Raw genomic sequence first — 14731 nt, forward strand, 5'->3', positions numbered from 1 at the left:
ACCATATTGCCAATAACGACTCCGGGCGCATCACGCTGCCGGAACGACGACGCCCGCGAAGAGCGGGTGTTGTCGTTCTCACGCTCGATCAGTTACGGAGCATTAATGTCCACCGGCTCCCACAGGCCAGCAAATGGTGGATCCGGCTCAACAAGGCGCCATATAGTTTTGCATCGCGAACATTGGAACCAATGTTCCTCGAATCCAACATTCGAGTACGGCTTGGCTACGCCCACTTGCACGAAGTCAGCGCTGCTCTTTAGAGCCTTCTCTGTCCGGTCATAATCATCCCATCCCGCAAATGTGCCAGTTTCATGAACTACGGCACATGTGCACTGCTTGCTTTTTTCATTCATCGCAATACTCCCCCACCGATCTTCCAAAGCGGTTGCGCGCCCCCATCGATCAGTAACTGACTTTTACCTCCAACCCATGCACTGCCCTGCGACCCGACCTCTCCAATGTGGAGATTCGTTCCCGCCGGTAACTGCATAGTTGTGTACTGTGATGCCTGAGTGCTGAACGAAGTGCCACGGATATTTCCCCATTCTGGAAGCAAAGCGGAATCAATGCGTGTCTGCAATGAACCAGATGGTTGCTCAAGCGACCAGAACGCACCGAATTCCCGAGACTGTCCCGGCGCCCATGCTCGATAGACCGTCAACGGCTGATCCAGTTGCATCGTTGCGTAACGACCACCAGAGAACGTACCTGCAATGTCACCCCCCAACGCACCTGGCGTCATGGCATCCGCCTCAAACAGGATGCGCCCAGGTATCTGCCCCACGATATCCCGATACGTTGCGCCAGCCACCGCTCCAAGTGTTGAAGTCGACTTGACAACTTGACCGGGCAAGATCGTATCAAGCAGTTGCGCCCCCTTTATGGCGAACTGCTCTGGAATCTGCTCGATCATGCTCAAAGCGAATCCAGCTGCATTGCCAGAGCGTGCAGCAAAGCCACCATCAGTCTGGAAATACGGAATCTGCGGCGTCTTTCCGGCAGCCGCCCCCGGCGGGAATACGCCCACAGTCTCCAGGCCGGCCACCGCCGCGTGGCCGAGATCCAACCCGCCATTCACGAACTGGATTGGCGTGTTGGCCAGTCCCTTCACGAAATTGACGCTATCCGATGTGGCCTGTTTCGCCGCATGCTCCCACGCGAGCAGCGTATTTTCCGGATTGCCGCCCGCATCGGCCAGCATGATCGGCCGCTGCTGGTCCTGCAACCCCATCGACGGGCCAAACAGTGTTGACGACGCGCTGTATGGCTGTGGACTTTTGCTCGTCCGATAGGCATCCGTAGCGGCGGACCCAACCACCGTGTCCAGCGTTCCCATCCCGTACCCAAACAATGCCGTATTTGCCGAGTAACTTTCGGCCGGCATCGAGAAAACGTTCGGCGACGTCGGCTGGTAGACCGTTGCGCCAGCCACCATAGCATCGACATTGCCAGCCGGCCCATACAACGTACTGGTCGATGCATTCGCAACCCGATCGACGACCATATTGCCAACCGTGGAAGCGATCGCATCCATCGTGATCGCCCCCACATTGCGCCCAAGACTTCCGCCCCGGACAATTGTACTCGCAGTACCAGCTGCCAAGTCCGCCCCTATGCTACGGACTGCCGAGTTGAACGTATCCGCACGAAGTGCGTCCGACGACATCCCACTCCACGCGTCGCCGTACTGCCACTGACCAATCGCCTGCGTCGCTCCATAGGCCACGCCTGACGCTATCGCAGAGGCGGCGACTCCCTTCCAGTCAAAGCCATGTTGTGCGCCGGTCAGCATGCCAATGCCCTGCGTAGCTACAGACCGCATTGCTCCTTGGGTAGCGGCACCAGCAAACTGGCTTGCGCCGCTCCCGCTGAACGCACTACCAACCGCTGTGCCGACTCCGGTTGCGCCAAGAACGCTCGAACCGACTGCGGCGCCGACAGCGCCCATCGCCACGCCCTTCCAGCTGAAGCCGCTCTGCTCACCAGCGGCGATCATGACGCCCTGGGCCGCTGCCGTCCCTACTGCGCCGCCGATCACAGACGCCGCTACCGCAGTACCGAAGCCCATCGCAGCACCGCCGCCAGTCAATGCCGCGGCGCCTGCCGTCATCGCACCGCTCACTGTAAAGCTCGACAGCGTTCCGGCCAGCGCCATCGATGCCGCTCCCGCAGTAAACACCGTTGCAACCGCTGCGACGACCACAGCAATGATCGCCGCCACCGGACCACACCCCCCTCCCTTACCCGGCGGAGGCGGCGGATCCGGCAACGTCGGCTGCGTATCCCCAATCGCCTTGCCCGGGTCATACGGCTTGAACGTCGTCGCCGTGTTGTGCACGTTCGTGACCTTGTTGGGCACCGTCAGCATCTGACCGGCCTTCAGCACGTCGTCGCCCTTCAGTCTGTTCGCGTCCGCCAGGATGTACCACAGCGTCGCATCCCCCCACAGCGACGATGCGATCGACTGCAGCGTGTCCCCATCGCGCACCGTCCAGGTCCCCGGACTCACGCCCGGATACACCCCGTTAATCGCCATGAAGTTCTCGTCGAAATCCGCGCTGCTCACCGGCGTGAACACCTTGTACTGACTCTCGCTTCCCTTCGCGAGCTTGCCCGCCAGTTCCTGCACGTAGTCAACCGACTCCACCCCGTCGTTGCCCTGGTTACCCACGCGGTTGCCGTTCAGGTAGTAGTAGTTGTGCTTCCTGTCACCCGTCGCGCCACGGATCGTGCCGTCGGCCGACACCGTCACGCCCACCAGTTCGTCGCGCCGCTGCACCTGCCCGCGCAGATCGGTGTAGTAGGTGAACGCACGGGCATCGCCCGCCTGGCCGCCGCCATCGTCATAAGCGGCCTTCAGGTTGCCGTTGACGTCATAGTTGAAGTAGCTCGAGGCCGGCTTCCAGCCCGGCGCGTCCGGGTTGCTGCCCTGCGCCAGGATCTGGCTCTGCTTCGCGCTGTCCCACCATTCGTACGAATAGGTGGTCGTCATCGTCGTGCCACTGCCACTGTCCGGACGCGTGACCACCTGTTCGAGCGTGCCGTCCGCCATGCGCGTATAGGTCGTCGTCGAGCCGTTCAGGTTGTCGTGCTCCGACATCAACTGGCTATCGGCGTCCCAGCCGCGTGTCACCGCCGTCACGATCTGACCGCTGCTGCGGTCCCGTTCGATCGTTTCCGTGACCCGCCCCAGCAGATCATTGGTCCGCTGCTGGATCACCACGCCATCGACGCTCTGGGTCGCCAGAAAGCCGTTTGCGTCGTAGGTGTAGGACTCCGTGCGGCCATCCGTGGCATAGACCGCCATCGTCCTCTCGCCTGCCGCGTTGTAGCCGAGCTGCACACCGTCGCCGCCTGCCGCGCCGGCCACGATATGTACGCTGGTGTCGTTCGGATCGGTAGCGCGTGCGCCAGAGAGCGAACCCATCGATACCGTGAAACGGTTCAACGCATCGTATTCGTACCAGTACTCCTGCTCCGTCGCGTGATAGCCGACCATGTCCGTGTACGACGCCAGCATCCGGCGCCGGTTGCCGACGGCGTCGTATTCGTAATAGACCTGGTAGCTGTTGTCGCGGATCGCCACGACGCGGTTAAGCGCGTCGTACTCGACCCGGGACTGCGCAAACACATAGGAATCGCCGAAGTTCGTGAAGAACTCCGCGGTACGGTTGCCGTCGCCGTCGTATTCGTAGAGCGATTGGGTCTGCGTGCCGAAATCCACGATCGAGCGTACGAGCCCGTGCGAGTAATAGGTGTACTCGACCAGTTGGCCTGTCGAGCCTTCCTGCTTTGTCAACAGACCGGCCCAGTTGTACGTGTACTCGAATACGTGACCGCCGAGATCGGTGTGTTTCGTCACCCGGCCGAACAGATCCACTTCGTCGACCATCGAGCGTCCGTTCGCGTCGATCGTCGTCTTTACCCAGCCACCGCTCACGACCGAGCCGATCGAGCTGATCGTGCTCGCCCAACGGTAGTCGTACTGCACTGTGCTGCCCGTCGCGCTGATGGTCTTCACGACGTGGCCATCGGCGTCGTAATAGATGCGCTCCCGCCCGCCCAGCGCGTCCGTGTGGGCGATGCGGTTGCCGGAACTGTCGTATTCATAGCGGTCAATACTGCGCTGGCCATTGGCCAGCGCCGGTCGGGCAATCTCTATCAGTCGATTGGCGTTGTCGTATGTGTAGTCGGTGCGCCGGCTCAATTCATCGACTGACACCCGCAAATTGCCCAACGCGTCGTACGAGAAGCGTTTGCTATAGCCCATCGCATCCCACGACTGCGCGACCGCCGGTTGCGCGAGACCATAGTTCCACTGCTGGGTGCTCAGATGACCGTTCGCGTCCTTGAGGCCCACCAGGTTGCCGGTCAGATCGTAGTAATACGAGGTCAACGGCGCCATCTCGACCTGCGCACCGTTCTCCAGCGTCACCATGACGGTCGGTTCGCGCTTGAGCGTCAGATAACCCATCGTGTTATACGACGAATACGTCCAGTTGCCGCGACCGTCTCTTTCCGCCGACACGTCACCGAATGCGTTGTACTGCTGCAAACGGTCGATCGTCATGTCCTTCGCGAGTTCCTCTATCACTCCGACGATATCGACATTGGTAACCGGGTTGTTACGCGTACCGGTCAGGAAATAGCTCTGGCGCTCCATCAGTACGTTGCCGGCCGCGTCGTTCGCCAGATAGCGGTACTCGTATTCGACGTTTGTCGGCAGGTCGCCCGCATCGAACAGGAAGCGGCCATCGGCGTCGCGGGTGAGGGTCGCGACGCTGAATGGTCTGTCGTAATCACCATCCTGTTTGGTCGATTCGCGGTAGTACAGCGTGATCGTTTCGACGTTATCGAGTCGTGCGCCATTACTATCTGTTGGCGAGAACTCGAAAATCGACGGCAACGCGCTACCCGTCAAGGTCACTTCGGACGTCGTGTTGACGCCGATCCTGATATCGCCTTGCCCCATCGAGAGCGGGCGGCCCGCCGTGTCGTAAGCGGTGAACTTGATCGCATAGTCCGTGTCCGGCTGCAATCCCGTGTTCGTTGTGTCCCACAGGAAGTCGCCGCCCATGCCATACAACGTCGCGTACTGCGCAATGCCGTCCCGCTCCCACGACACGACCATATGATCCGTGCCCGCCGGTTGGGCATGAAACACCACGGTCGATTTCAGATCCACAAGATAGTCGAGCGCAAACGACGGCGACTGGCCATTGCCCGGTAAATTGACCGTGCCACGCAGCGCATCGATCTGTGCGCCGGTCGAGTCGAACAGGTCGAGCGATATCTCATAGACTCCGCCACCGAGCGAAGCCAAGTCGATCTGGAATGCGCCGGTGGCTGGATCGCGCCAGACCGGGTAGTCGAGTTGCCAGTTCGGATTGTTCGGGTCGCGCAGGTGGACGGCGATATGATCAACCAGATCCAGCTTCGTGCTCTGCAGCGCGTAAATGTTCAGTACTTGCGGCGCCGACCAGATGTAGGTTCCGGACGAATCGACGAGAAATCCAGGACGCGAGCTCTCGTCGTAGTACGGCAGTTCCGTCTGCTTAACGCTGGAGCCGGTCACCCGGTCCAGATGAACCTCGTAACTGTCGCGGCGCAGCAGCGTACTTGGAATATCACCGTCTTCGCCGCCACTTACCGCGATGAAGATTATCTCGTAGTCGCCATCGGGCAGATTGCTGATGTTGACACTGTACGAATTCGGCTGGCTATCCGCCCCCTGAGGAAGCAACTGGAAATTGCTGTCTGCATCCTTGGGACGATAGTAGAGCATGCCTTGCGCGCCATCCGGCAGCGAGTTGCGGGCGACCGTCAGCACCCCGGATGCAACCTGCAGTTCCGAACTGGAATCCAGTGCGTTGCTATCTCCAGCCTTTCCTTTTGAATAGCTGGCGTCGCCGGTGTAACTTGAACTTGAAAAGAGTTCTGACGACTGCGTTATTGTTCCGACCAGCACCGGGCCCGTCATACTGCTTAGCGGGGTCACGTAGACCTCGGCAGCATATTCGAATGTCACCGAGGTACCTCCTGCATTTCCCCATTGAAGGAGCCCCCCCGACATCCAGTTAATCGGTAGCGTCACGCTCGTTGTCCCCATCGGCATGGACCCGCTCGAGGCGCTAAGCGAATAGGTGAACGGTGACATAAAAATATCGTTACCGCCCGTGGCTCCGCCGCGGTAATACCATTTCGATCCGGATCCCGTATAGGTCAACCGAACCTCTACGTTATAGGCACCATAAACTTCCGAGAAGTCCGGCAACGCAAATGTCAGGGAATTGACCGTAACTAAACCGCCGAGGCCATTACCCATTCCACTTGGCGGGGAATCGTAGTTAATCGACCAATCACCCGTGACATTCACCCGTGCGTCAGTACCGATAATCCCAACGTCGCCGTCGATCGGAATCCGCGTCGGCCCCGTCACCGGCCGCGCCGACGAATCGAGCCACCCGGCAATACTCAACTGTGTATTAGCGAACACCCCACCATCGATCGGAATATCAACCGGGCTGAAGCTGATCGTCGGTATCCCGCCCGATGTTTTGGGCTGGCGGATCTGGATAACCTGATTGCGGGCGTCGTAGCGCGTATACGTCTGCATCATGTCGACGCTCTGCAGCAGTGCTTTCAGATCGTCGCCCGTCGCGATCTCGCGATAGCGCAGATCGTTTTCCATCGACTCGACCTTCAGCGTCGCATTACCGTTGCGGTCATACATGAACAGATGCGATACGCCATCGTCGAAGTTGGTACGCACCACCCAACCGGCGTTGTTGTAGTCCGCGTATTCCTGCCACTCGCCGCTCGCTCCGCCGCCTCCGGTTCGGCGTCCGGTTACTTCTCCGTACGCGTTGTAGCGTATCTCCTGCTTGACGCCCTCATTTTGCAGACTGAAGTCTGAACGATGTACGTCAGTGAACCGCAGGACCTCACGGCCTTCCGCGTCATACCTGATGAAGGTGTGCCGTGAAAAGTCCTCTCCGTCTGCATTCTTGAATCCATAGCCGACCTGTGTGTTATTTCCCACCTGGTCATAAAAGAAGTTCGTCCAGACTTTCAGTGAGTTCATCTTGCTTTTCAGACGTCCGCCGGCGCCGTACAGGTAAACCGTCACCTGGTCCACGTCACCCTTGCGGGTTTCTTTAACGACGTTGCCGAGACCATCGTATTCATAGACGGTCGTGGCACGGACCTGTCGGCCCTGGTTGTCGGCAAACTGCGGCAAGATCTGTGCTGTCAGATGGCCGAGCGCGTCATACGTGAAGTCGTATTGACTGCCGTTTGCGTCGATCTTGCGTACAAGATGACCTTCACCGTCGTACACATAAGTCGTGGTCGCGTTGCCGGTCGACTGTACGAGCTTGCCGTTCGAATCGACTACCGCGAACTGCACGTCCATCCGGGATTCGCTGAGCAGTCGGCCGTTGTTGTCCCACGTGTAGTTCGTGATCCGATCGTCGGCGTTGCGCGGCCATTGAGAAATCAACGCGGCAGGGTCCGAGCTCGTCGTAATCGGATCCTGAAGTGCCTGTGCGAAACGTATTTCCTCGGTGACATATCCCTGCGCATTCACTGTATAGGCAATGCCGAAGCCCTTCGCATCGACTTCCAGCGTCTTCTGACCGCTGCGATTGTAGAAATACATCGTGCGATTGCCGGCGGCATCGGTCGTCGCGATCACCTGCCCGTTGCCGTCGTATTCCCACGTGGTCACCAGTTCGCTGCCGGACGTGATGAAATATTCGCCGCGCTGGTCGTCTCCGGCGTTCGGATCGAAATAGCCAGTCGCCACGTTCTGCACGCGCGACTGCGTGAGCCGGTTGTCCGCATCGTAGACATAGCGCGTTTCGCGCACTCGCGTCGCGTCGACCGGTTCCGGCGGCGGCGCCGGCTGACCGGCTTTCGCAACGACCGGATCTGCGTAGATGCGCGTGGAAATCACGTTCCCCGCTGCATCGTTCGTCCACAGTGTGAGCGTGCCCAGCGGGGTGATCTGCGCGGTCTTTCTGTCTGCCGCATCGTAATACCACCTCGTAACGCTGCCGTTCTCGGCTGTGTGGGACACGAGATTGCCGCGCGCGTCGTACGCGAATGCTTCGGTCACCGTTTCGTTATAGCCGGCCAGATACACCTGCTTCGCGACGTTGAGCTGCCTGTCCAGCAAATCGTAGCTATAACGGGTGACGCACTCTTCGCCGAGCCCCTGCGCCTCGATCGTCGTAATACGATTGCCTCGCGCGTCATACTCGAACGCGTTGACGACCGCATTGCCGCCCGACGTCACCGGCAGCGTCTCCGAAAGCAGCAAACCGCGGCGATCGTACGTATACGCAAACTGCCCGCCAACCTTATTCGTATAGCTGATACGGTTGCCGAATGCGTCATAGCCGTAGAGTTCGCTGTATCCCTCTGCGTCAATCGACTTCACCAGCCGCCCGAGCCCGTCGTACTCCATCTGCGTGACTGCATTGCCGTCCTGCGTCACGCGGATCGCTTGACCAAAGGCATCGAATTTAGTCACGACCCGGCTTTGCGTGGGCGAAATTACCTGCTCTACGCGATTCAGCGCGTCGTAGAGGAAATTCGTCTGATTGCCGTTCTTGTCACGCGCGGCCGTGCGGTTGCCGAAGCCGTCGTAGAAATTCTCCGTGATGTAGCCCAGCGGATCGATGGTCTGTCGCAGATTGCCGCGCGCGTCGTACCGGTAGGTCGTGCGGTACGCGGCCAGCAAGCTGCTTTTCTGAGTCTGGCTGAGAGCCGCCGCGGCGAGCGCCTCGTTATTTGCATCGACATAGCCGCGCGCCTTGCGCTCGGCGAGCGCCCAGGCGGTGTCCTGCTCGGCAAGCTCGACGCCGCGTGGATCGATTTCCGCCGTCACACGCCCCATTGCGTCATACGTGTAGCGTGTCGTCACGGCGACTGGCGAGCCATATGCGCGAGTCTGTTCGATCAGCCGGCCGGCCGCGTCGAATACCGCGTGCGTGACGCTCTGCTCGGGCAGGCCATCGGCCACGCTCGTGTTGACCGCGCGGCCAAGCGCGTCCAGTTCGTAGCGCGTGACGACACCCGCCGCATTGGTAACACTCGTCAGCCGCCCCGCGCTGTCATAGCCGTATTGCGTTGCGGCAGCGGTAGCGGGAATCGTCTGCGGCAGCAGCGCCGCCGCTTGTGCCTGGTTTGCGCCCCGCACCTCCGAATAGACGTCCGCATAACGGATCGTCTCCGTCAGACGGCCGGCCTCATCGTAGCGGTTTTCGGTGACGTAGCCTTCGGCATCGACAACGTACGCCGGGCGCGCCGCAGCGTCGTAAATCCACGTCGTAGTGCGATCGCCGGACGCAATCGCAACGCCTGGCGAAGAGAGCCACGATTGCAACGCCGACGCTTCTGGATCGTCCGCATCCGGATAAGGCGTCTGGTACTGCGTCCGCTCGAGCAGCACGCCACTCGCGTCATAGAGGTTGTACGTGACGAAACCGAGCGCGTCGATAGTCGCCGTCAGCCGGTTGGCCGCGTCGTAAATCATGCGCGTTACGCGGTCGCTCGCGTGGACTTGCGGCGATTGCGCGGTCAGCGCGGCGCCGACGGCATCAGCGGTAAGCGGTCCCGAAATCGTGACGGGAGTTGCGTAAGCGATCGTCCGGATCACATTGCCATTCGCGTCGTAGACGTTCTCCGTCACGTTATTCAATGCATTGACGACGTAGCGCACGCGGTCATCGGCATCGTAGACGTACCGCGTAGTCTGGTCGCGTGATGGCTGAAGCGTCAACCGGTCCGTGATGTACGCGTCGGACAGCGTGGCCGGCACCTCGCTCAGATTGCTCGCAAACGCGGTTCGCGATACGAGCCGCCCCGCCGCATCGTAGACGTTCCTGACCACCGCGCCGGTCGGCCCAGCCGACCAGATCTGTCGCCCCTCTTCGTCATACACGTAACGCGTAATGGCGCCGGAGGCATCGGTCGCCGATACGACGTTGCCGTTGCCGTCGTATGCATAGCCCGTCTTGAGCCCGAGTCTGTCCGGATCGGCGATCGTGCTGATCAAACGCCCGGCTTTGTCATACACGTTTTGCGTGATCCGTGGATTGCTGCTGCCCGCACCTTCCGTCACGCTCACAACGTTGCCGAGACCATCGTAAGTAAACGTCGTGAGGAGGTTCAGTCCACCGACGTCGGTGGTCACAGCGACTGCGCGACCTGCGAGGTCAAAACGTGTTTCGGTAACGACACCTGATGGATCCGTCACGCGCGTCGCCTGGCCTTTTGCGTCGTATTCATAGCGCGTGACCAGATTCAGACCCGTCGGATCGACCGAGCGCGTCAGCACGCGGCCAGCCGCGTCGTACGTGTACGTCGTATGAATGCCGCGCGCGTCGACTGTGTCGGTAACGTGGCCCGCACGGTCATAACTCGATGTGGTCGTCGCCCCGGTCGCGTCGGTGGTACCAAGCAGGTTGCCGTCGTGGTCATACGCGTAGCGCGTTGTCTTGCCTCGACCATCGGTGAGCGCGACGATCTGGCCGTGTTCGTCATACGACGATGTCGTCTGGATGCCATCGGGGCTCGTCACGGTGATCGATCGGTCGAATTCCGAGTACGACCATGTCGTCTCATTGCCATTTGCATCGGTGCGCGTAAGCACGTTGCCGAATGCATCGTACGTCAGTTGCGTACGCGCACCGGTGCCGTCCGTCAACACCACGACATTGCCATTGCGGTCGAAGTTCTGGCGACGCACCACGCCGTTCGCATCGATCGATTCGATGAGGCGTCCGAACGCGTCGTAGACCGCCTGGGTGATGAGGTTCAAACCGCCTGGGTCGGTGGTCTGGCGAATGACCTGGCCGAGCCTGTCATAGTCCGTCGTGTCGCGCACCTGCACGTTAGGGGCGATGTCACGGACCGTCGATATCTGCTCGCCGAACGTGTTGTAGGTGTAGCGCGTGTTGAGGCCCAGCGCATCCGCACGCTGCAGGAGTCGCCCTGCTGCGCTGTAGCTGAAAGTCGTGCGCGTGGCCTCGCCTTCATCGCACAACGCCGTGAACGTGTTTCTGAGTGCATCGGGCAGCAGCCCGCCCGCCAGACTCGCCAGCGTGGCCTCCGCGACGCGCGTCGCGTAGACCACGGTCTGCGTCACGTCGCCGAACGTGTCGTACTGGTACTCGACCACCTCGCCCATCGGATTGACGATGTGCGTCAGACGCTCTGCGACATCGTAGTAGTAGAACGTCGTGTTGCCATTGGCGTCGGTCATTGATGTTCGAAGACCGGCTGCGTCGTACGTATAGTTGACGCCCCACGTCTGCCACACGATATCGATCTGGGCCTGGGTCGCGCTGGTCCCGAGCGCAGCGAGTGCATCGCTGCCTTCGCCGTCCAGTTGCGCAACGAGACGGCCCTGCAAATCGTAGCGATACGTCGTCGTACGCCCAGCGGTCGTCTCGCTGGTGAGGTGGCCCTCATCGTCCCACGTCCAGTCAGTCGATACACGACCACCCATGCCGTCCTGCTGAGAGGTCGTACGGTTCGTGAGCCGTCCCATTTCGTCGTAGGTGTAATAGGCGAACTCCATCGTCCCGGGGCGATCTGCCCAGCTCAACGCCTCATGGGCCCGCAGCACATAGCGCAGGCTTTGTTGCGAGGGGCTGCCATCTGTCGACGTGCGCAGCTCGTCGGCCTTGCTCAGCCAGGACGGGCCAAAGGTTGCAGTCCATATCGAAAGACCGCTGTCCGCTGGATAGCGGAGCTCGATCGTATGGTTTGCGAGCGACACGAGGTTCGGTACGGCAAGCGTACTGGTGGCGGAGGTCCCCGATGAAAAATCGAACGCGAGCGCGCCCGCCCGTACGCCATCGATCCAGACTTCGACGGTGCCGCTCGAACCCGGTTTCCCTGTCGCACTGATCGTGACCGGTATCTGCTGCGGTGCGCGCAGCAAGCCGGGATCGACCTGCTGGCCACGCACGCGCTGCGCGACGTTGCCCCGCGCATCGTAGCTATACGTCGTCACAAATCCTTCGCCATCGATCTCCGCGCGCAACAGGCCGCGCGCGTCGTAGAGGTAATACTGGTGAATATCGGCAGCGCTTTTTGCCGGAACAAGCTGCACCAGTGTTCCTGCTACCCGCCCGTATTCAACGATTGCATTCGCATAGCGGATCTCCTCCACCTTCTCGCCTGCGGCGTTGTAGCGGTATTCGGTCAGATATCCCTGGGCGTCGAGTTGGCCGCACAGCAGCCCATCATGGTCGTAGAAGTAACGGGTGGTGCGGTCGTCGGGAGAAGTCGCCGGCCCGGTCGCCGTCGCAGGATTGGGCTCGGTAGCCGGGTTGGCACGGTTCGCGTACTGTGTCACGCCAACCAGCCGTCCCGCACCGTTGTACTGGTAAAGCGTAAATAATCCTTCCGCGTCGACCGTTCGGCTCACCCGTCCGGCGCTGTCATAGGCCCGCCATTCGGTCCGATCCGCACTGCTGGCGGACGGACGCAGGCCGGCGCTGTCAAGCGTTAGTTCGGCAGGTTTCCCCGACACAGTAACGGTTTGAACCGGTTGGCCATTCGCATCCACGAGAGACGCCAGCGCGGCGGGACTCACCGTGTTGGCGTACCGGGTCGTGCACGTGAGCAGGCCAGCGGGTGTGTACGTATATTCGGTCAACGTGCCGTCCGGCCCGATCTCGGCGACCCGCATGCCAGCGCGGTTGTAGAGATAATGGGTGCGCTCGCCATTGGCGTCGACAGTCATGCGCAGACGGCCGTTGACGTCGAAATAGTTCAGAACCTGTGACAGAACTGCTCCCCTCGCCGACTCCACCACCGCAAGCAGCTCACCGGCCGCGCTGTAGGTCATCGTGCGCGTCAGGCCATTGCTCAGCGTTACGCAAACCGTATGGCTCGCATTGTCATAGGCGTAGAGCGTGAGCACCCCGTTGAACTGCGTGGCGCTGAGGAGCCGCCCCAGTCCGTCGTACGTGAACTGCTCGACCTGCTGCTGGCCGGGCGCGCCAACGTAGCGCTGCAGCAACCTTCCGGAGGCATCGTAGACGTATCGTGTGCACGTGATCTCGCCGGGCCACGCGATATTCCCCGTGCCGTCGGCCAGCAGTTTGCCGTACCGGGTCACGGTGTCCACATTGCCGCGAAAATCGTAGGTGGTGTCGATCCGGGTGCTGTCGCCCAGGCTCGTGAGCCCCGCCACCCAGTTGGCCAGCGCCGCTTCGCTCAGATCCGCCTCCGCGTACGCACTATTCAGAATCAGAACGGAGGTTTGTTGCCCAGCCGCGTTGTACCGGTATTCCGTCACCCGGCCTTCCGGACTGACGACAAAGCGCAGATGATTGTTGCTGTCGTACACATAGCGGGTCACGGCCGGGTCCGACAGCTCCGGAACGCCCGTAGTCGCAACCAGATAGACCGTCTCAGTCAGCAGTTCATTATTTTCTCCATAAGAACGCTCGACCGTCTTTCCATCGAAGTCCTGAATCCAGACCAGATTGCCGCGACTGTCGTACCGGTAGCGTGTATCAGAACCGCTATCGGTCATCCGCGCAACGTTGCCATCGGCATCGTAGTAAAAGGCCTGGTACCGGGTCGTGCCGTTGGCGACTGCGGACGCAATGGACGTCAGGCGGCCCGCGCCGTCATAGGTCAGAACCGTTGTGAACCCAAGCGGGTCGGTCGCCGTCGTCTCGTTCTTCGCCGTATCGTAGGTGAGCGTCGTGATGCGCACGACGCCAGCGTCGCTCGTCTGGCTAATCGACGTGACGCGGTATTCGCCGCCGATGTTCCCGTAGGTGAACGACACCCGTGAACCGTCCGACTGCGCAATCGAGGCGACGCGGCTGCTCGCGCCGTCATAGGTGTAGCTGGTCGTGAAGACGCTCCCGTCGACGATGCTGCTGTCCTCGGGACTCAGGTCGACGATCGCCTGGGAAAGCCGGCCCGCCGTGTCATATGCATAGCGCACCGTGGTGGACGTGGCCTGTCTGCCGCTCGCATCCAGATAAACGGTGCGCAGATCCGTCAGCTGCTGTGCCGCGTTGTAGTGGAGGTACGTCGCCTCGCCGCTCGCGGTAGTAACCTGGGCGAGCAGGCCCGCCGCGTTGTATGCGTAGTTGACGGTATTACCGTCGCGGTCGGTTGCAGTCCCGAGTCGCCCGCCGTGATTCGCGTCATAGGCCTCGGTCAGTTGGTTCGCGCCGTCGCTCCAGTTCCATGTATTCGATGCCGCGTCGAAGGCAAGCGTCGCGCGCGCGCCCGTGCCGCTGGTGGCCACGTACAGATTGCGTGTCCCATCGTATGCGTATGTGATCGCCGTGCCGTCCCAGTCGGTGCGCGTGATTGTGCTGCCAGCCGTATTCAGCGTACCGGTCAGGCCGTCCACCGTGCGCGATCCGCCCGGGCGCCAGTTGTCTCCGGCGAACTGTCCGAGGCTGTTGTAAGCGCGATGGATCGCGCTGTTCACACCTTGTCCGAGCAGTAGCTGATCGAGATCCTGGATCACCAGATTCCCGTTCGCCGCATTGACGTAGATCTGCTCGCCAGTCTGCCCGAACGACGCATTGCCAACCTGCCCGCGCGCACCCAGCCCCAACGCCGATGACGACTGCAAGCCCAATCCGTTTCCCGTGACGATCGCTACCATCTGAACCTCGAATGCCTGTTCGTTATCCGTTGCGCGCCGGTTTCCCGAGCCGCACCCGAACAAGTT

General features: G+C 60.9%; 1 protein-coding gene. It reads right to left on the reverse strand.

Annotated features, from left to right (window positions below):
• Window positions 1-352: 352 nt before the first annotated feature.
• Complete coding sequence (locus tag BTH42_RS14855; protein WP_075300607.1) at window positions 353-14665, reverse strand: LysM peptidoglycan-binding domain-containing protein; 14313 nt, start codon at window positions 14663-14665, stop codon at window positions 353-355.
• Between the last annotated feature and the right edge of the window lie 66 nt (window positions 14666-14731).

It is taken from the genome of Burkholderia sp. SRS-W-2-2016, assembly GCF_001931485.1.
GTDB lineage: Bacteria > Pseudomonadota > Gammaproteobacteria > Burkholderiales > Burkholderiaceae > Paraburkholderia.

Excerpts from the sequence above, each read along its gene's own strand:
- BTH42_RS14855 (WP_075300607.1), bottom strand. The coding sequence starts at position 14,665 with ATGGTAGCGATCGTCACGGGAAACGGATTGGGCTTGCAGTCGTCATCG.